This is a genomic window from Micromonospora musae, assembly GCF_003626635.1.
In the GTDB taxonomy this organism is placed as follows: Bacteria; Actinomycetota; Actinomycetes; order Mycobacteriales; family Micromonosporaceae; genus Micromonospora; species Micromonospora musae.
The window spans coordinates 17,720-36,532 of the sequence record NZ_RAZT01000013.1 but is presented as its reverse complement, the minus strand read 5'-3'; the positions used below and the strand labels follow the sequence as shown (position 1 = coordinate 36,532).

The window sequence follows — 18,813 nt, the reverse complement described above, 5'->3', positions numbered from 1 at the left end:
CATAGCTGCAGCTCAGGCGTGGCGAGCGGGAAGTCAGCTCGGCTGCTTCTCCCGCTTCTCCTTGATCTTGGCCTTCTTGCCCCGCAGCTCGCGGAGGTAGTAGAGCTTGGCCCGGCGGACGTCACCGCGGGTCACGACCTCGATCCGGTCGATGGCCGGGCTGTTCAGCGGGTAGGTCCGCTCGACGCCGACACCGAAGCTGATCTTGCGGACCGTGCAGGTCTCGCGCAGCCCGTCACCCTGGCGGCGGATGACCACGCCCTGGAAGATCTGGACACGGGACCGGTTGCCCTCGACGACCCGCGCGTGCACCTTAACGGTGTCACCGGCACGGAAATCGGGAAGGTCGACCCGCTTCGACTGGGCGTCAAGGGCGTCCAGGATGTTCATCGCTGCGTCCTCGTAAGGCTCACGGCGCACCGTCAGTCGGTGCGCGAATGGGTGATTCTGATCCTCGGGTGGCGGTCGGTCGAGCCGACCCCGGTCGAGGATCCTCGCAGCCGCCCGCGGCGCGGCCGGCTGCGGCAACCCCTCTACTTTGCCACATCCCCCGGGGGCAGCTGAAATCCGGCCCGGTCCAGCGCCGCGCGGTCCCGCTTGTCCAGGCTCTCCGGGTCGATCTCGGCGAGCATGTCCGGGCGGCGCGCGGCGGTACGCAGGAGCCCCTCCTCGCGCCGCCAGCGGGCGATCCGACCGTGATCGCCGGAGCGGAGCACCTCGGGCACGTCATGCCCCCGCCAGCCCGGCGGCTTCGTGTAGACCGGCGCCTCCAGCAGCCCGTGGGCGTGCGACTCCTCGTCCAGCGAGCCCGCGTTGCCGAGCACCCCGGGCAGCAGCCGGGTCACCGCCTCCAGGATCACCAGCACCGCTACCTCGCCGCCGAAGAGCACGTAGTCGCCGAGGGAGACCTCGGTGACCGGCATCCGCGTCGCCGCGTGGTCGAGCACCCGCTGGTCGATGCCCTCGTACCGGCCGCAGGCGAAGAGCAGGTGCTCCTCGGCGGCGAGCTGGTGCGCCATCGCCTGGGTGAAGGGCGCGCCCGCCGGCGACGGCACCAGGAGCCGGGGCGGGGACGCCTCCGGCGGAACGAGGGCGTCGAGCGCCTCCCCCCACGGCTCCGGCCGCATCACCATGCCCGGTCCGCCGCCGTACGGGGTGTCGTCGACCGTGCGGTGCACGTCGTGGGTCCAGGTCCGCAGATCGTGTACGGCCAGCCGCAGCGTGCCGCCGGCCCGGGCCCTGCCGATGAGCGACAGCTCCAGCGGCGAGAAGTACTCGGGGAAGATCGACACGATGTCGACGCGCATGACGGGGTGCTCCAGCGGGTCCAGGGCCGGCTACCGGCCCTACAGGTCGAGCAGGCCGCCGGGCGGGTCGACGACGACGCGACGGTTGGCGAGGTCGACCTCGGGAACGATCGCCTTGACGAACGGGATCAGCGCCGTCTTCCCCTCCGGGCGGCGCAGCACCAGCAGGTCGGAGGAGGGCGCGTGGTCGATGCGGGCCACCTCGCCCAGCCGTTCACCGGTCGGGGTGACCACACTCAGCCCGACGAGCTCGTGGTCGTTGAACTCCTCCGGGTCCTCCGGAGCGGCGACCTCGGAGCTGTCCACCCCGATGAGGGTGTCGCGCAGCGCCTCGGCGACGTCACGGTCGAGGACACCCTCGAACGCGACCAGGAGCCGCCCCTGGTGCCAGCGGGCCGACTCGATGACCAGCTCGGCCGGGACCCGGAACGGCACCCCGGGGCCGGCGTCGGGCGACGTGCGGGGCGTCGCCCCCGGCTCGGTGCGAAGCACTGAGCCGGGGGCGAACCGCGCGTCCGGTTCGTCGGTCCGCACCTCCACGGTGACCTCACCGCGGATCCCGTGCGGCTTACCGATCCTGCCGACGATGAGCAGCATCAGTACGAGTCGACGATGTCGACGCGTACGCCGCGCCCGCCGATGGAGCCGATGACCTGGCGCAGCGCCTTGGCGGTCCGGCCGGACCGCCCGATCACCGTGCCGAGGTCCTCCGGGTGCACGCGGACCTCGAGCCGCTTGCCCCGGCGAGAGTCGATCAACCGGACGCGCACGTCGTCCGGGTGGTCGACAATCCCCTTGACGAGGTGCTCCAGTGCGGGACGCAGTGCCACGTCAGGCCTGCTCGCCGGAGTCCGCACCGGCCTGCTCCTCGGTCTGGGCCGGCGCCTCGGCGGTCTTGGCCGCCTTCTTCGCCGGCTTCGCCTCGGGCTCGCCCAGCCCAGCCGCGGCCTTCGCCTCGGCCTCGTAGGCGGCCGTCCGGTCGGCCTTCTCGGCGGCGACCTTCAGCGGCGGCGGCGCGGGGAGGCCCTTGAACTTCTGCCAGTCACCGGTCAGCTCCAGCAGCCGCTGCACCGCCTCGCTCGGCTGAGCGCCGACGGACAGCCAGTACTGGACCCGGTCCGACTTGACCTCGATCACCGAAGGGTCTTCCTTCGGCTGGTAGATCCCGACGAACTCGATCGCCCGGCCGTCACGCTTGGTGCGCGAGTCGGCAACGACGATGCGGTACTGCGGGTTGCGGATCTTGCCCATCCGCAGAAGCCGGATCTTTACGGCCACGGTTGTTTCGCTCCTGTTGCGATCTCACCTGCCCCGGTGGGGCGGTGTGCACGGGTGAGCGCCGACCGGCACAGTGGGGTTGGGCCGGAGACTACTCGGTGGACTGGCGACGCGCCCGGGTTAGAGGGCGCCGGAACGCGCGCCGGATACCAGCGCCCCATTCTGCCAGATCCGACGCCGATCTCTCACACCGGAGGCGTTACGAGCCTCTCCGGGTCGCGTCGGGGGTGAGGCGTACCACAGCGACCCGACCTGGATCGGCCCTCCGACGCCCCGTCCCGGCGCACCGCCTCCCGGGAAGAGGGCAGGCCGTGGCCGGAGGATCGGCCGGTCAGCGCACCGGGGGACGGTCCCAGCCGGCCGGCAGCGCGTCCTGCACGCCCCACTCCGGGGGTGGGGTGAAGTCACGCCACGTCCCGTCGAAGGGGAAGTCACCGGCCTCGGCGAGCGCGATCACCCGCTTGCCCTCGGCGCGGACCGCCGCCTCGTCGGTCACCCAGTAGTCGTCGGGGTAGGCGAGCCGCTCGACGAACTCGTCCTCGTCCTTCCACTGCCAGCTCCGGTCCGGGTAGATCACCACGTCCAGGTCCTGGTCGACCACGTCCACCCCGGCGACGGCGCCGTCGTCCCAGCGCACGCCCGGTTCCTCCAGGTTGACGTACCAGTGGGCGAATCGGCCCCGCGCGTCCCGGAACCACCAGACCGAGTGCGCGGCGCCCGTCGGCAGGAACTTCAGCAGCGGCGGTCCGTGCCAACGTCCGACCTCCAGCCGGTACGTCGAGGTGATCCACTCGGCGAACGGCATCGCCCGCATGCCCCGCCCCGCCTCGGTCACCTCACTGGCGACCGGCGTGTCGCGGGCCAACCAGAGCAGCAGGCCCCGCTCGTCGTCGCTGACCACCCGCACCGGGCGGACCCAGCCGATCCGGCCGTGGCGGACGTTGCGGTGCACGATCAGCCGGCCCGGCTCGAAACGCACGCCAGCCACCCCCGTCGTTGACAGGGCCCCCGCCCGCCGCCGGAGGCGTCGGGAAGGGGCCCTTTCGGCTCAGTAGGAGCGGGCGAGGATCGCGACCAGGTCGGGCTCGTCCTCGGTGTCGGGAACCGAGCCGTCGGCGCGCAGCAGGCAGCGCACGGTGACGCCCTGGCCGTTCGCCTCGGCCTCGCCCTCGGCGCCGACCGCGGACCACGGCACCCGGGCCCAGCCGGTGGCGGCCGCCTCGATCGCCTCGGCGAGGGTGTTCACCGCGGTGGTGTGCGACTCCCGGAAGGCCAGCGCCTCGTCGTGCAGCGCCTGCTGGTCGCTGTCGAGCGCGGCCAGCACCGCGCCGACCACGTCGGCGACCGGCGTCGGCGCCTTCGTGCCGTCGATACGGCGGACCACCACGGCGTTGCCCGCGGCGAGGTCACGCGGGCCGACCTCGACGCGTACCGGGTAGCCGCGCAGCTCGGCGTCGACGGCCCGGCGGCCGAACGGGGTGTCGGTGCGGTCGTCGAGCGCCACCCGCACGCCGGCGTCGCGCAGCGCGTCGCGCAGCTTGGTGGCGGCCTCGCCGACCCCCTCGCCCTCCTTGACCACCATGACGTACGCCTGCACCGGCGCCAGCCTCGGCGGCACCCGCAGGCCGTTGTCGTCGCCGTGGCACATGATCAGACCGCCGAGCATCCGGGTGGAGGTGCCCCAGGAGGTCGTCCAGGCGTGCTCCCGGCCGCCCTCGGCCGAGGAGTAGGTGATGTCGAAGGCCTTGGCGAAGTTCTGGCCCAGCTCGTGGCTGGTGCCCAGCTGCAGCGCCTTGCCGTCGCCGGTCATGCCTTCGCAGGTGTAGGTGGCGATCGCCCCGGCGAACCGCTCCCGGGAGGTCTTGAGCCCGACGAGCACCGGGATGCCCAGCACGTTGACCATCAGGTCCTCGTACGCCTCGTGCAGGATCCGCCGGGCGTACGCGCGCGCGTCCTCCCGCGTGGCGTGCGCGGTGTGCCCCTCCTGCCAGAGGAACTCGCTGGTGCGCAGGAAGATCCGGGGGCGCAGCTCCCAGCGGACCACGTTCGCCCACTGGTTGAGCAGCAGCGGCAGGTCGCGGTACGAGTCGACCCACTTGGCCATGAACTCGCCGATCACCGTCTCGCTGGTGGGGCGCACCACCACCGGCTCGGCGAGCTGCTTGCCGCCGCCGTGGGTGACCACCGCCAGCTCCGGCGAGAAGCCCTCGACGTGCTCGGCCTCGCGCTTGAGGTAGTTCTCCGGGATGAAGAGCGGGAAGTACGCGTTCTCCGCGCCGGCCGCCTTGATCCGCGTGTCCATCTCGGCCTGCATCCGCTCCCAGATGGCGTAGCCGGCCGGTCGGATCACCATGGTCCCTCGGACCGGGCCGTTGTCGGCCAGCTTCGCCTTGGCGATCAGGTCCTGGTACCAGCGGGGAAAGTCCTCCGCACGGGGAGTGAGCACGCGTGCCATGACCGCACATCCTATGCGCCCCCACCCCCGGCATCGGGCACGCCCCACCCACCCCGCCGACTCGCGCCACCCCGCCCTCAGCCCGCCCAGCTCGTTGATCAAGAGCTTCGCGTCAGGACCACGACGGATTCCGACGCGAACCTCTTGATCACCGGGGTGGGGGCAGAGGGCAGGGGGTCAGCGGATCACTCGGCCGCGTAGCACGATGCGGGTGGGGGTGCGGACGACGCGCAGGTCGGCGCGTGGATCCTCGGGGTAGACGACCAGGTCGGCGAGGCCGCCCTCGACCAGGCCAGGGAAACCGAGCCACTCCCGGGCGCGCCAGGAGGCCGCCGCGAGCACGTCCACGGCGGCCATCCCGGCCTGCTCGTGCAGGAGCAGCATCTCCTCGGCGGCCAGCCCGTGGTCGATGCCGCCACCGGCGTCGGTGCCCACGTAGATCGGCACGCCCGCCTCGTACGCGGACCGGACCACGGTCGGGAAGCGGTCGCGCAGGGCCAGCATGTGGTCGGCGTACCCGGGGAACTTGCCGCGCGCCTGGTCGGCGATGCCACCGAAGGTGCGAATGTTGATCATCGTGGGGACCAGCGCGGTGCCCTGCCGCGCCATGAGGTCGACCAGCTCCACGCTCAGGCCGGTGCCGTGCTCGACCGAGTCCACCCCGGCGCGCACCATGATCTCCACGGCCGACTCGGAGAAGGTGTGCACCGCCGCGCGCGCTCCGGCGGCGTGCGCCGCCTCGACCGCGGCGGTCATGGTCTCCGCGTCCCACGCCGGCGCGAGGTCACCCACTCCCCGGTCGATCCAGTCCCCGACCAGCTTCACCCAGCCGTTGCCGGCCCCGGCCTGCTCGGCCACGGTGGCGGCCACCTCGCCGGCGCCGACCTCCACCCCGATGTCCCGCAGGTAGCGCTTGGGCGGGGCGACGTGCCGGCCGGCGCGGGCGAGGCGCGGCAGGTCCTCCGCGTCGTCGAGTTCGGGGTACGGGTACGGGGAGCCGGCGTCGCGGATGGCGAGCACCCCGGCGTCGCGGTCGATACGGGCCAGCTCGCGGGCCTGGTCGACGGAGGTGATCGGAGCCCCGCCGCGGGCGATGCCGATGTGGCAGTGCGCGTCGGTCAGCCCGGGCAGCACGAAGCCCCCGTCGGCCACCGTCTCGGCGCCGGGCACCGGCTCGAAGGTGACCCGGTCACCCACCAGCCACAGGTCGCGGACCTCGTCGTCCGGAAGCAGCACACCGCGCACATGCAGAGCCATGTGCACAGTCCTACCGGATCGTCCTGGGCCGCGGCCGTCGGGTCCGCGTTCGTACTCACCCGCGGAACTTCGAACCCGGGGAGCGCGCGGACGACGACGCGGGAAGCGCCCGACGATCATGGTGGACCCGATACGGCCGGAGTCCGGCCGGAATGCTCCTTCGCCAATCGCGATCCGAAACAAGTGGCTGCCTGTCGAATATCCGACAAGGGCGGCAATAATCGCGGGTTCCCGTCGCGGCCGCCATTGAGTCACGTCACGCGCATTCCCGACTGTTCCGGGACGCCTTCCCTGGTGGCGGCGCGGATCAACGTCCGGGCCAGCGCAGCTCGACAACGCGAGGCTTTCTTCGGGTCGCGCCACTCGGTAATGTTGCCTCCGCGCACCATCCACCCCTTCCCGCCCTTCCCGCACGACTGGCCCAACGGCCACCAGTGACCGCAGAAGAATCGGATGCCCGGCACCGGAGCGCGACGCGCGTTCAGGCTTCCCCTCGGCGTTTCCCCGATATCCGCGCCGGGACCGGCGGCCCCGACACCGATACCGCGCCGATCGCCATCCACGTCGACCGTTCAGGAGGCGCGAAATGATCGAGGCCATCGTTGCCGCGGCACTAGTCAAGATCGCGGAGGGTTCGGGGGCCGCCCTCGTCGAGGCGATTCGACAGCGCTTCACCAGGAAGGACGAGCCGGAGGAGGTCGTGCGCGCCCTCGACCGGACCGCGCAGGGAACCCCCTCGGAGGAGGAGACCGCACGGCTCGGCGCGGTCCTCACCCGGTACGCGGCCGAGGATCCGGAGTTCCTGCGGGCGCTGCGGCACGTAGCCGCCCCGGCCGCAGCGACCAACACGGTGAACTCCAGCAACGTCGGAAAACTGATCCAGGCCCAGAACGTCGGAGACGTCACCATGTAGTCGGGCGCGCGGAGCGAGCGCCGTCGATCGTCGCGAAAGGACGCTGCACCGGGAGGACAGAGGCATGGACCCCGTCGCCGAGAACTCGCCGCAGAACGTTGCCAGAGGAGTCGCGGCGAACCAGGTCCTCCAGGTGGGCAGCTCCGGCGCGATCTACGTTCAGCAACCGCATTCGACGGTCTGGTCGGCCAATCGGCCGCACATGCTCCCGGGCGGCATCGGAAGAATCGTCGGCAGGCACCATCTGCTGCAGGCGATGGACGAGGCCATGGAGGGCACCGGATCCCGCTCCTGCATGCTCTGGGGCCTGGCCGGGTCGGGGAAGACGACGCTCGCGCTCGCGTGGGCGAGTTCGCGCATCGACAACTACCCGGACGGCCAGTTCTTCGTCGACATGCGCGCCTACTCGGGGACGCCACGGATCGAGGCCCGGGACGCGGTCCGCACCTTCCTGGCCACGCTCGGGATCAAGCGGGCCGACCTGCCCGACAACGAGGACGAGTGGGGCGGGGTGTTCCGGGCTGCCACCGCCGGCAGGCGTTGCCTGGTCGTCGTCGACAACGTGGGCTCCTACGACCAGGTGCGGGACCTCGTTCCGGGCTTCGGCTCCGGCCTGGTGGTCACCAGCCGTCGCGCCATTCCGGAGATGAGTGTCCGGCACGAGGCGAAGGTGCTCAAGCTTCCCCTGCTCACCACCGACGAGGGGGTCGAGCTGCTCGCGGAACGGGTCGGCTTCATCCGCGTCACGAAGGGCGACAGCAGCGCGAGGCGCATCGTCGAGCTCCTGGAGGGCCATCCGCTGGCGCTCGCCATCGTCTCCGCGAAGCTCGCCATCCACACCAGCTGGACGGTCCGGGACGCCGTACGCGGAATCGAATCGGAGCGCAGTCCGCTCCGTTTCCTCGACGGGGCCGGGCTGGGCATCGAGGTCGGTCGGGTGATCTCGTGGTCGGTGGAGGACCTGGACGCGTCGACGAAGCGGGTCCTCTACATCGCGTCGATGCTGCCGAGCAACGAATGTTCGCTGTCGGTGCTGGCCCTGATCCTCGACGTGCCCACGCGCGACTGTGACCGCATGCTCCAGGCCCTCTGCATGGCCTCCCTCGTCGACGAGGTCACCGTGGGCCACTACCGCATGCACGACATCATCAAGGCCTACCTCGCCGAGACGCGTTCGCGGGTGATGAGCGACGAGGAGCAGGCCGAGGTCGGCCGGCGAGTCCGCACGGTCTACCTGGCGCTCAGCTACGCCGCCGACTCCGCCGTCGACCCTCACCGGCACCCGCTGCGACTCGACGAGGAGACGGCGGGCATCGCCGCCACGGCACGCTTCACCGTGGCCGAGGCGCTGGCCTGGTTCGAGTCGCTCACTCCCGCGATCAACCACCTGATCGAGGAGGCCGAGTCAGCCGGGGAGTTCCCGTTCGTCACCCGGTTCGCGCGGTCGGTGAACACGTTCCTCTACTGGCGGCAGGACGTGACGAGGACGCTCTCCGTCCAGGAAGCGGCCGTCGCCGCGGCGGTCGCGGGCGATACGGCGATGGAGGCTCTGTCGCGGCGCGCGCTCGGCCGGGCCCTCGCCGACGCCGGGCGGCTCGCGGAGGCGAAGGAGGAGTTGCACGCCTCGATGGCGCTGGACGCCGCGCAGGGCGACGAGACCGGGGTGGCCTCCGCCCAGCACGCGATGGCGGAGCTCGCGCTCCGCTCGGGTCAGCACGGTGAGGCGCTCCGGTGGGGCGTACGCGCGGCCCGCGAGTCCCGCCGGACCGACAATCCGGTACGCGAGGCGCGTGCGCTGTACGACGCCGCCCGCGCGCTGAACGAGTTGGGGCATCACGCCTGGGCGCAGGCGCTCGGGCTGCGCAGCCTCTCGATCTGCGAGGACCGGGGCAACGCCTACGGCCGGGCGCTGGCGCTGCGCCTGCTCGGCGAGGTGGGTCTGCGCTCCGGCGACCTCGAGGAGGGGTGCACCTGGCTCGAGCGCGCCTGGCGGGTGGAGGAGTCCCTCGGTAACGCCCGGTCGGTGCGGACGATCCTGCAGCAGCTCGAGAGCGCCTACGGCGAGCTGGGCGACGAGGGCGCGGGCGACGAGGTTCGACGCGCCCTGGCGGGCCTCGAACGCTACCCCGACCTGACCCAGTCGACGGTTGTGATCGGGACGGTGACGCCATGAGTCCGCGCTACGCACCCCTCGTCCCGGCCGAGGAACTGGCCAGCCCGATGGCGTACCGGCAGCTACGCCGGCCGCGGGAGAGCGCCGACTTCCGCCGCGAGGTCGAGGAGCTGGTCAGGCAGGCGTGCCGGGAGCAGGAGGCGGGAGACCTCCTGGCGGACGCGTTCGTCTCGATGAGCGCGAACCTCGCCGGCGAGGGCGCGCTGAGCTTCACCGGGCTGGTGCCGGCACCACGGTTCGTGCGGGCGCGAACGGCGTACGACTCGGCGATGCGTGCCGAGGGCAGCCGCGGTTCGCTGCACAGCTACCTGAACGCGGCTCAGTCCAGCCTGCTGGTCGGCGATCCACACTTCCGGGAGGCCTTCGCCCATCCGCTCCTGGTGGCGCTCATCGCCCACATCCTCGGCGGGCCCGTGAAGATCGTCGACCTGCGCGCCAAGGACACCCAGCCGCTCGACGTCGTCGCCCGGGACAACACGCTGCACATCGACAACAACCCGTTCATGGACGAGTTCAAGGTGATCGTCACGTGGACGTCGGGAACGGAGCGCGGCCCCGCCGGGCAGGGGCTCACCTATCTTCCGCGCACGAACCGGCTCTTCCGGCAGTGTCAGGTGGGGCCGCGGGGTGAGGCGTGGAGCGACGAGGACAGCTGCATCTTCCCGACCCGCACCCGGGTCGACGAGGCGCTCGAAGCCCAGGCGCGCTTCTACGACGACCGACTGCCCCGGGTCGTCCACCTCAAGGACCTGCCGTTTCCGTGTCACACCATCTTCGCTGCGAGCCGACTGGTCCATCACCGCTACCGGACCTCCACCGGAGCCCCGCGAAGCGCGATCATGGCGTCCTTCCACCGCACCGACGACGGCGCGGACCGGCTCGGGGTCGGGGACCTGATCGGTACGGACCTCGACAGGTCGTTGCTCTCCGGGGTGGTCGGCCCCGGCTTCCTGGCGGCGCTGCGCAGCGAAGCGACGGAGATCGTCGACGCGTTGCGGCTCTCGGTCAGCCGGCCCGACCTCGTGGTCGATCCGGACCGGCACCTCCTCGAAGGTGACGGCCTGCACGGCTGGTACGCGCGCCTGAGCGAGGGGGTCTCGCTCAACCGGCTTCGCGAGGCCACCCTGGCCGGCTCCCGGGACGGTGACGCGCCGGCCGTGGAACGACTGGTGCTGCGCGTGCAGTACGACCTGCAGGGCCCGCTCAGCATGCCGCTCTACGCGGACCTGAGCGAGGAGGACCGTAAGCGAGCCCGCATCGTGATCCGGGAGTTGGCACCGGAACGGATCCGTCACTTCGTGACGCGGCTGCGGGCTGACCGGATCGGGCGGGGTGCGCCCGCACCCGTCCGCCTGCCGTTCGACCGGAGCGTCGAGGAGCTGCTCCACGGTCTGCGGACCCTGGACCGGGCCATGGGGAGCGCCGAGCCCTCCGGGTACGTCGACCCGGTCTGGGGGCCGACCGACGGGCACCGGGTCGTCCGCTCGCTGCACCGCTTCGTCGTGGATCTCGCGCGTACCGCGGAGCGCACCGAGGACGAGGACTCCCTCGTCACGGCGAGCGCGTTCGGTGCGCTCAGCGCGGCCCTCGCCACCGACCTGCTCGTGCTCGGCGCGCAGGGCCGGGACCTCGCGGCACGCTTGTTCACGCTGTATCTGGGCCTGGTGGCCCCGGACGTCCCGGAGCGCGAGTCCGATGCGCCCTGATCGGCGGGGGCTCGAGTCGTACCTGCGGTGCGTGAACGAGGAGATGCAGACGGCCAAGTTGGCGTCCGAGGTGTGGCTGCGCAGCGCCCCGGCACAGGTGGTCGTGGAGAACGACCACTTCGTACGGTCGCTGGTGCGAAGCGGTCTGCCGCCGGGCGACCCAGACCGGGATCCGGACGGCCTCGACGCGATCGCCGCGGATCCGGTCGTGCTGCGGGAGCAGTACTGGCGGCGGGTCGTGCGGGCGAAGCCCGTGGCGGTCCATTTCGGAGCGGCCGACCACGACGACCTGGACGACTACTTCACCGTGGCGGCCGAGCGGAGCACCCGGGCGACGCTGGAGCGGGCCCGCACGACGACCGGTCCGGGTTCCCCCGCCGATCTCCTGCTCCGCAGCATCGACCTGCTGGCTGCGAAGAAGGGCAGCTCACCCTCCGAAGCGTGCCGGGACGCGATGCGCCTGCTCGCCACGGCCTGGCCGGAACTCGTCGAACGTGCCCGTCCGGCACCGGAGGCCGCGACCCCCACCGTGGAGAGCGTCCTCGCCGCGTTCCACGACGACCTCCGCGCCGGTCACCTCGGGAAGGGTCCCGCGGCCGGCCGCGCGGGGGCGCACGACGGGCCGGTCGACGCGCGGCTCACCCGGGTCGAGGTGGGGGAGTTGGCCCGTCTGTATCTGCTGGCTCGGCTGTGCTTCACGGACGAGGAGGTGCACCTGGCCCAGCGGTTGGCCCGGCACCCGCGCCTGCGGTACGCATTGCTCGCCACGCACCTCCGCCTGGTCGCCGAGTCCTCGGCGACGGCGGTGCGGCTCGTCGCCGACTGGGGTACGACCCGGGTGCTGCTGCCCTTCACGGAGGCCTTCGTGAACCGGGCCGGGTACGCGTCCCCGGTCATCGACCTGGCACCCAACCCGAAGCTGATCACCGTGCTCTGCAACAACGTCCTGCCGGCGGTGGCGGGCGAGTTGATCGGCAGGAACGCCGACGAGGACGCCCTGGATGCCGAAGTGCTCGCCGCCGGCGTCCAGGCGGCCGCCCGGCGGGGCGTCTTCGCCGTCACGATCGGGCTCTTCGGGGAGACCGAGCGGCGGGACGTCGCCTCGCTCTCCGGCTTCAGCCGGCGGGTCTGCCCGGCCGCCACCCCGTTCGCCGCGTTCTGCCGGCAGTGGCTGCCGTACTACTTCGACCGCTGTCCCGGCGCGTCCGCACGCCGGGAGCCGTCACGGCCGGACGCGCCGGAGACGTCGATCAGCCGCGCTTCTCCCCCTTGCCGAACTTGTTGAAGTCGATCTTCGGCAGCTTGAAGCCGGGCGGCAGCCCCTGGTTCGCGAGATCGTTCGGGTCCATCCCGGCCGGCAGCTGCGGCATTCCGCCCGGGAAGCCGCCGGGCAGCCCGGCGCCGGTGCGGGGACGACCGCCGCCCTTCGTGCCCTTGCGCTTGTTCTTCGGCGACTTGGTCGCCTTGCGCCGCCCGCCGGGCAGGCCCATCATGCCGCCCATCTGCTTCATCATCTTCTGCGCGTCGGCGAAGCGGTTGAGCAGCTGGTTGACGTCCATCACGGTGACCCCGGAGCCGTTGGCGATACGCGCCCGGCGGGAGCCGTTGATGATCTTCGGGTTGGTGCGCTCGGACGGGGTCATCGACCGGATGATCGCGGTGACCCGGTCGAAGTGCTTGTCGTCCAGGTCGGCGAGCTGGTCCTTCATCTGCCCCATGCCGGGCATCATGGCCAGCACGTTGGCGATCGGGCCCATCCGACGGACCGCGATGAGCTGATCGAGGAAGTCCTCCAGGGTGAACTGCTCCCCGCCCATCAGCTTGGCGGTCATCTTCTCCTTCTGATCGGTGTCGAAGGCCGCCTCGGCCTGCTCGATCAGAGTGAGAACGTCGCCCATGCCGAGGATCCGGCTGGCCATTCGGTCGGGGTAGAAGACGTCGAAGTCCTCGAGCTTCTCACCGGTGGAGGCGAAGAGGATCGGCTGCCCGGTGACCTCCCGGACGGAGAGGGCCGCACCACCGCGGGCGTCACCGTCGAGCTTCGACAGGACGACGCCGGTGATGCCCACCCCGTCGCGGAACGCCTCGGCGGTACGCACCGCGTCCTGACCGACCATCGCGTCGATGACGAAGATGACCTCGTCGGGGTCGACCGCGTCGCGGATGTCGGCGGCCTGCTGCATCATCTCGGCGTCGATACCGAGCCGACCGGCGGTGTCGACGATGACGATGTCGCGGGCCGCCCGTCGGGCGTGCTCGATCGAGTCCCGAGCCACCTGGACCGGGTTGCCGACGCCGTTGCCGGGCTCCGGGGCGTACACCTCGACGCCGGCACGGCCACCGAGCACCTGGAGCTGCCCGACGGCGTTGGGACGCTGCAGGTCGGCGGCGACGAGCAGGGGCTGGTGCCCCTGGGCCTTGAGCCAGCGGGCCAGCTTGCCGGCGAGGGTGGTCTTACCGGAACCCTGGAGACCGGCCAGCATGATCACGGTCGGCGGCTGCTTGGCGAACTGGAGCCGCCGGCCTTCGCCGCCGAGGACGTTGACCAGCTCGTCGTTGACGATCTTGATGATCTGCTGGGCCGGGTTCAGCGCCTGCGAGACCTCCGCGCCGCGCGCCCGCTCCTTGACGTTGGCGATGAAACCCTTGACGACCGGCAGCGCGACATCCGCCTCCAGCAGCGCGAGGCGGATCTCGCGCGCGGTGGCGTCGATGTCGGCGTCGGTGAGCCGACCCTTGCCGCGGAGCTTGGTGAAGATCCCGGAGAGGCGGTCACTCAAGGTGTCAAACACGCGAACATCCCGTTTGTCAGTGTTTCGGCGGGTACGAGCCGGCCGGCGCGCACGTGGCCGGCCACCGCAAGGGTAACCGTCCCGCCTTCCCGGTGCTTCCCACCGGCCCAGCCCCGCGATCGGCCACCGCCCCGGCCTCGTCGCGGTGAGCCGGTCACGAACGCACCAGGCCGGACTGGTACGCGAAGACGACCAGCTGAGCCCGGTCGCGGGCGGCGAGCTTGACCATCGCCCGACTGACGTGGGTACGCGCCGTGGCCGGGCTGACCACCAACCGCCCGGCGATCTCCTCGTTGCTCAGCCCCTCACCGACCAGCCCCACCACCTCGCGCTCCCGGTCGGTCAGCGCGCCGAGCCGAGGGTGCGGGCGGGGCGCCCGGGCGGGGCGGGTGGCGAACTCCCGCACCACCCGCCGGGTCACCGAGGGCGAGAGCAGGGCCTCCCCCTCGGCCACCAGCCGGATCGCCCGGAGCAGCTCGGCCGGCCGGGTGTCCTTGGTGAGGAACCCGCTCGCCCCGTGGCGCAACGCGTCGAAGACGTACTCGTCCAGCTCGAAGGTGGTCAGCACGATCACCCGGGTACCGGCCAGCTCCCGGTCGGCCACGATCCGGCGGGTCGCCTCGATGCCGTCCACCCCGGGCATCCGGACGTCCATCAGGACCACGTCGGGGCACTCCCGCCGGGCGACCTCCACGGCGGCCAGCCCGTCCGCGGCCTCTCCCACGAGAGCCAGGCCCTCCTCGCTCTCCACCAGGGCCCGCAGCCCGAGCCGCACCAGGTCCTGGTCGTCGGCGATCAACACCTTGATCATGAGCGCTCCTCCAGCGGCAGCCTCGCGTGCACCCGGAAACCGCCGTCGGCGGCGGGGCCGGCCGCGAACGACCCGCCCAGCGCGGTGACCCGTTCCCGCATGCCGGCCAGCCCGGAGCCGGCCGGAACGCGCCCGGCCTCGGCGACGCCGCGACCCGTGTCGGTCACCTCCACCTCGACCTCCGTCGGGGCGTACCGGATCCGCACCGCGGCGGTCGCCGGGCCGGCGTGCCGCAGCACATTGGTCAACGACTCCTGGACCACCCGGTAAGCGGCCAGGTCCAGCGCGACCGGCAGCGCCGACGGCTCCCCCTCGGTCCGCACGGTGACCGGCAGCCCGGCGCCGGCCAGCCGCTCCCGCAGCGCCGGCACCTGACCCAGCCCCGGCGCCGGTGCGCGCTCGGCCGCGTCGCCGCCCCGGCGGACCACCGCGAGCGTGACCCGCAGCTCGTCGAGCGCCTCCTTGCTGGTGCCGCTGATCGCGGCGAGCGCGGTGTGCGCCTGCTCGGGCCGCTTCTCCAGCAGGTGCAGCGCGATCTCGGCCTGCATGTGGATCGCGGCCAGGCCGTGCCCCACCACGTCGTGCACCTCCTGGGCCACCCGCAGCCGTTCCCCGTCGGCCAGCCGGCGGGCCTCCTCCGCCCGGCCGCGGGCGGCGGCCTCCCGGCTGAGCCGCACCGTGCTCCCCACCGCGAACGGCACCACCACCCACGCCGCGGCGGGCATCAACCCCAGCAACCCCGGCGAGCTGGGACCGACGAAGACGTGCACGGTCAACAACGCGAGCGCGACCGCGGCGCCGATCGCCGCCGGCCGCAGCGCACGGTGCGCAGCGACGGTGTAGACCGCGACGAGCAGCGACAGCAGGATCGGCCCGTACGGGTAGCCGAGCACCAGGTACGCCGTGGCCGCCAGCACGGTCACCGCCAGCGTGCCGAACGGCCATCGGCGTCGGACGGCCAGCGCCAGCGCGGCAACCACCACCGGCGCGTACGCCGCGCCGTCGGCCGTCACGCCCTGCTCGGCGGTGGCCGGCCCGGTGCCGACCAGCCCCACGGCGAGCAGCGCGAGGGCGAGCGGTACGTCGGCGGCGGTCTCCCGCCACCCGGAACGTCTGCGCTCCACGCCGCTCCTCCCGTCCAGCCCCATCGTGCCCACCCGTCAATCGATGCCCGGCCGATCTCCGAGACGTCCGGCGCTCCGGCGTGCGAACCGGGGTGGCTCCTGCTGCGCCGACCGGCCCGGCCGCGGCGGGCGGTTGAGCAGATTCTGCACCCCGGAGCGCCCGGACCGGCGGCGCCGACCATGCCGTAAAGGGTTCCGCGCGTCGGATTCGCGCGCGTCGGCCGGTGGGCGGCTCTTCGACTACGCGCCACGACGTAGCGGCCGGCGGAGGTGAGGTCGGTTGCGGCCTGTGGCGCACCGCGCCGACGAGGCGGTCGCCGCCTCAGACCGCACCCAGCACGGCGACCTCCAGCCGCGCCCGGGTCGCCTCGTCGGGCCCCTCCCCGACCAGGTAGAAGACGTCGACCACGGACCCGCCGAGGGTGGCGATGCGGGCGGCCCGGACCTGAGCGCCCGCGTCGTCGAGCGCCCGGGTCACCCGGTAGAGGAGCCCGGCGGCGTCGGCGGCGCGCAGCTCCAGCAGTACCGCGTCGGTGGCGGCCTCCCGGTGCCAGACCACCCGGGCGGCGGCGCCCGACGCCCGTCCGGCGAGAGCCCGGCCAGCCAGCCGCCGGAGGACCGACACGTCGCCGGCGACCGCCCGGCGCAGGTCGGCGCCGACCGCGACCGGATCGGGCGCCAGCCCGTACCGCGGCTGCACCCGGCACTCGACCAGGGCCCGCCCGTCGACCGCCGTGGCGTCCGCCGCGACCACGTCGAGCCGGTGCAGGGCGAGGCAGCCGGCCACCGTGGCGAGCAGGCCGCGCCGGTCCGCCGCGGCGACGGCCACCCGGTCACCGCCGACCTGGATCACGGGCAGCGGTTCGGCCAGCAACGCCGGGTCGGGCGCGGGCGGCGCGGGCAAAGCACCGGTGTCGAGCACGGTCCTGACCCGGGCGACCAGCTCGGCGACGAGCCGGCCCTTCCACCGCGACCAGGCGGCGGGTCCGGTGGCGGCGGCGTCCGCCCGGACCAGCGCGTGCAGCAGGTCGAGGGTCGCGGGGTCACCGACGGCGGCCGCCACCGCGGAGATGGTGACCGGATCGGCGAGATCCCGCCGGGTCGCCACGTCGGGCAGCAGCAGGTGCAGCCGGACCAGCGCGCCGATCAACGCCACCTCCGGCTTGCCCAGTCCGATCCGGGCCGCCACCGCCTCGGCGATCGGGACGCCCGCCGTGCTGTGGTCCTCGGCGCCCGCACTGACGACCCCCTTGCCGACGTCGTGCAGCAGCGCGGCGAGCAGCAGCAGGTCGGGGCGCTCCACGTCACGGGTGTACCGGCTCGCCTCGCAGGCGGTCTGCACCAGGTGCCGGTCGAGGGTGAACCGGTGCACCGGATTGTGCTGGGGCAGGCTGCGCATCCGGGTCCACTCCGGCAACCAGCGGTCGACCAGCCCGTACCGGTCGCAGGTCTCCCAGGCGGGCACCAGGCCGGGACCGGCGCCGAGCAGGGTGATCAGGGCGGTCCGGGCCTCCGCCGGCCAGGGGGCGGGCAGCGGCGGGCAGTACGCGGCCAGCCACTCGCAGGTGGCCCGCGCGATCGGCAGCCCGGTGGTGGCCGACGCGGCGGCCACCCGCAGCGCCAGGCTGGGATCAGGGCGGGCGTCGATGGCGGTACGGGCCAGCACCAGCTCCCCGTCGTGCTCGACGACGTCCCGGGCCACCGGGCGGCGTACCGGGCGGGCGACGCCGCTCCCCGACCGGCCGGCGCGCAGCCGCTCGGCGGCGCGGAACGCGTCGTCGAGGGCGTGGCTGACGGTCCGGGCGTCCCCGGCGACCCGGCGCAGCAGGACGTCACCGTGGTGTCCGCCGAGCCGGGGGTGCCGCAGCCCGAGCCGGTCGGCGACGCCGTCGCGTTCCTGGGCGACCAGCCGGTCCACCCGGCGGCCGGTCTGCTCGTGCAGCGCGTCGCGGACGTCCAGCAGCCGCAGGTGCGCGGCCCGTACGGCGGGGCGCAGCGCGTCGGTGACCCCGGCGGTCGCGATGGCGCGCAGGACGGCGAGGTCGCGCAGCCCTCCGGCGGCCTCCTTCACGTCGCCCTCCAGGAGGAAGGCGAGTTCGCCGTGCGCCTGCCACCGGGCGGTGGTGATCTCGCGGAGACCGGGCAGTCGACGTACGGCGGTACGCCGCCACTGCTCCGCGGCGGCGTGGACGAGGGACTCGGCGAGCGCCGCGTCCCCGGCGACCAGGCGGGCGTCGAGCAGGCCGAGCGCCACCTTGAGGTCGTCGCGGGCCACCGCGAGCGCCTCGGCGACGGTACGCACCGAGTGGTCGAGCCGGAGACCGGCATCCCAGACCGGGTACCAGATCGAGGCGGCCAGCTCCTCGATGCCGGGCACGCCGGCGTGCACCAGCACCAGGTCGAGGTCGCCGTGTGGGGCGCACTGGCGGCGGCCGAGCCCGCCGACGGCGATCAACGCGACCCCGGGGCGCAGTGGCGAGAGGGCGGTGAGGAACCGGTCGTACCCGTCGGCCCGACGCCGTCGGGCCTGCTCGCCGACGCCGGATACGACGACGACCTCGCCGCCCGGGCGACCGACGGCGGCAGCGGGGGCTGCCGGCGCGCCACGCCCGGTCGACGAGGTCATCGCGTCCGTCCTCTACACGGCGTCGAGGCCGCGCTCGCCGGTACGCACCCGGACGACCTCGTCGACCGAGGTCACCCAGACCTTCCCGTCACCGATCTTGCCGGTGCGTGCGGCGCCGACGATCGCATCGACGATCTTCTCGACGTCGATCTCGTCGGTGAGCACCTCGACACGGATCTTCGGCAGGAACTCGACCGTGTACTCGGCACCCCGGTAGACCTCGGTGTGCCCCTTCTGGCGCCCGTACCCCTGGACCTCGCTGACGGTCAGCCCGGCCACGCCGAGGGCGTGCAGGGCCTCCTTCACCGCGTCCAGTTGGTAGGGCTTGATGACCGCGGTCACCAGCTTCATGTCCAACCCCTCCATCCGAG

General features: G+C 72.9%; 17 protein-coding genes. 4 read left to right on the top strand and 13 right to left on the bottom strand.

All coding sequences use genetic code 11. The features are described from left to right. Positions 1–33: 33 nt before the first annotated feature. The 8 genes from rplS to D7044_RS24165 form a co-directional block, all read right to left on the bottom strand. Complete coding sequence (gene rplS / locus D7044_RS24200; protein WP_120677256.1) at positions 34–390, bottom strand: 50S ribosomal protein L19; 357 nt, start codon at positions 388–390, stop codon at positions 34–36. Positions 391–533: 143 nt separating this feature from the next. Then, on the bottom strand, positions 534–1,307 hold the full coding sequence (gene trmD, locus D7044_RS24195) for a tRNA (guanosine(37)-N1)-methyltransferase TrmD (RefSeq protein WP_120677258.1): 774 nt from the start codon (positions 1,305–1,307) through the stop codon (positions 534–536). A gap of 39 nt (positions 1,308–1,346) precedes the next feature. Continuing rightward, the gene (rimM, locus tag D7044_RS24190; RefSeq protein WP_199716762.1) at positions 1,347–1,901 is read right to left on the bottom strand and encodes a ribosome maturation factor RimM; all 555 of its coding nucleotides are present in this window, start codon (positions 1,899–1,901) and stop codon (positions 1,347–1,349) included. Between the two features lie 2 nt (positions 1,902–1,903). Continuing rightward, positions 1,904–2,164, bottom strand: coding sequence for an RNA-binding protein (locus tag D7044_RS24185; RefSeq protein WP_199716757.1), 261 nt, complete (start codon positions 2,162–2,164; stop codon positions 1,904–1,906). Next, entirely contained in the window at positions 2,139–2,585 is a 447-nt protein-coding gene (gene rpsP / locus D7044_RS24180; protein ID WP_120677264.1) for a 30S ribosomal protein S16, read from the bottom strand. Before rpsP ends, D7044_RS24185 begins: the two co-directional genes overlap by 26 nt. A 331-nt stretch (positions 2,586–2,916) precedes the next feature. Then, positions 2,917–3,564 carry a ribonuclease FAU-1 family protein gene (locus tag D7044_RS24175; RefSeq protein WP_120690299.1) on the bottom strand — a complete coding sequence of 216 codons (648 nt, stop codon included), beginning with the start codon at positions 3,562–3,564 and terminating at the stop codon, positions 2,917–2,919. Between the two features lie 69 nt (positions 3,565–3,633). Continuing rightward, positions 3,634–5,040 (bottom strand): proline--tRNA ligase, encoded by a 1,407-nt coding sequence (proS, locus tag D7044_RS24170; RefSeq protein ID WP_120690298.1) that lies wholly within the window; start codon positions 5,038–5,040, stop codon positions 3,634–3,636. A gap of 177 nt (positions 5,041–5,217) precedes the next feature. Then, entirely contained in the window at positions 5,218–6,297 is a 1,080-nt protein-coding gene (locus D7044_RS24165) for an amidohydrolase family protein (RefSeq protein ID WP_120690297.1), read from the bottom strand. A gap of 586 nt (positions 6,298–6,883) precedes the next feature. Here D7044_RS24165 and D7044_RS24160 point away from each other — a divergent pair. The 4 genes from D7044_RS24160 (at position 6,884) to D7044_RS24145 (ending at position 12,374) form a co-directional block, all read left to right on the top strand. Then, positions 6,884–7,210: a hypothetical protein gene (locus D7044_RS24160; protein WP_120677272.1), complete on the top strand. Its 327-nt coding sequence runs from the start codon at positions 6,884–6,886 to the stop codon at positions 7,208–7,210. A 64-nt stretch (positions 7,211–7,274) separates the two neighbouring features. Continuing rightward, a complete protein-coding gene (locus D7044_RS24155) occupies positions 7,275–9,383 on the top strand; it encodes an NB-ARC domain-containing protein (RefSeq protein WP_120690296.1) in 2,109 nt (702 codons plus the stop codon). Then, on the top strand, positions 9,380–11,089 hold the full coding sequence (locus D7044_RS24150) for a hypothetical protein (RefSeq protein WP_120690295.1): 1,710 nt from the start codon (positions 9,380–9,382) through the stop codon (positions 11,087–11,089). Before D7044_RS24155 ends, D7044_RS24150 begins: the two co-directional genes overlap by 4 nt. A gap of 31 nt (positions 11,090–11,120) precedes the next feature. Beyond that, the gene (locus tag D7044_RS24145; protein ID WP_147434712.1) at positions 11,121–12,374 is read left to right on the top strand and encodes a hypothetical protein; all 1,254 of its coding nucleotides are present in this window, start codon (positions 11,121–11,123) and stop codon (positions 12,372–12,374) included. Here the strand turns inward: D7044_RS24145 and ffh are convergent. The 5 genes from ffh to D7044_RS24120 all read right to left on the bottom strand — a co-directional run bounded on the left by ffh (position 12,340) and on the right by D7044_RS24120 (position 18,793). Further along, the gene (gene ffh / locus D7044_RS24140; RefSeq protein WP_120677280.1) at positions 12,340–13,881 is read right to left on the bottom strand and encodes a signal recognition particle protein; all 1,542 of its coding nucleotides are present in this window, start codon (positions 13,879–13,881) and stop codon (positions 12,340–12,342) included. The two genes, D7044_RS24145 and ffh, sit on opposite strands and share 35 nt — an antisense overlap. Positions 13,882–14,035: 154 nt before the next feature. Beyond that, positions 14,036–14,692: a response regulator transcription factor gene (locus D7044_RS24135; protein ID WP_120690293.1), complete on the bottom strand. Its 657-nt coding sequence runs from the start codon at positions 14,690–14,692 to the stop codon at positions 14,036–14,038. Continuing rightward, positions 14,689–15,816, bottom strand: coding sequence for a sensor histidine kinase (locus tag D7044_RS24130; protein WP_233563119.1), 1,128 nt, complete (start codon positions 15,814–15,816; stop codon positions 14,689–14,691). The genes D7044_RS24135 and D7044_RS24130 overlap by 4 nt, the downstream gene beginning before the upstream one ends. 322 nt (positions 15,817–16,138) lie before the next feature. After that, positions 16,139–18,442, bottom strand: coding sequence for a [protein-PII] uridylyltransferase (locus tag D7044_RS24125; protein ID WP_120690292.1), 2,304 nt, complete (start codon positions 18,440–18,442; stop codon positions 16,139–16,141). A gap of 12 nt (positions 18,443–18,454) precedes the next feature. Next, the gene (locus D7044_RS24120; protein WP_165947298.1) at positions 18,455–18,793 is read right to left on the bottom strand and encodes a P-II family nitrogen regulator; all 339 of its coding nucleotides are present in this window, start codon (positions 18,791–18,793) and stop codon (positions 18,455–18,457) included. Positions 18,794–18,813 lie beyond the last annotated feature (20 nt).

Coding starts and splice junctions, on each gene's coding strand:
- D7044_RS24150 (WP_120690295.1), top strand. CDS start 9,380: ATGAGTCCGCGCTACGCACCCCTCGTCCCGGCCGAGGAACTGGCCAGC.
- D7044_RS24160 (WP_120677272.1), top strand. CDS start 6,884: ATGATCGAGGCCATCGTTGCCGCGGCACTAGTCAAGATCGCGGAGGGT.
- proS (WP_120690298.1), bottom strand. CDS start 5,040: ATGGCACGCGTGCTCACTCCCCGTGCGGAGGACTTTCCCCGCTGGTAC.
- trmD (WP_120677258.1), bottom strand. CDS start 1,307: ATGCGCGTCGACATCGTGTCGATCTTCCCCGAGTACTTCTCGCCGCTG.
- D7044_RS24155 (WP_120690296.1), top strand. CDS start 7,275: ATGGACCCCGTCGCCGAGAACTCGCCGCAGAACGTTGCCAGAGGAGTC.
- D7044_RS24125 (WP_120690292.1), bottom strand. CDS start 18,442: ATGACCTCGTCGACCGGGCGTGGCGCGCCGGCAGCCCCCGCTGCCGCC.
- rplS (WP_120677256.1), bottom strand. CDS start 390: ATGAACATCCTGGACGCCCTTGACGCCCAGTCGAAGCGGGTCGACCTT.
- D7044_RS24120 (WP_165947298.1), bottom strand. CDS start 18,793: ATGAAGCTGGTGACCGCGGTCATCAAGCCCTACCAACTGGACGCGGTG.
- D7044_RS24135 (WP_120690293.1), bottom strand. CDS start 14,692: ATGATCAAGGTGTTGATCGCCGACGACCAGGACCTGGTGCGGCTCGGG.
- D7044_RS24165 (WP_120690297.1), bottom strand. CDS start 6,297: ATGGCTCTGCATGTGCGCGGTGTGCTGCTTCCGGACGACGAGGTCCGC.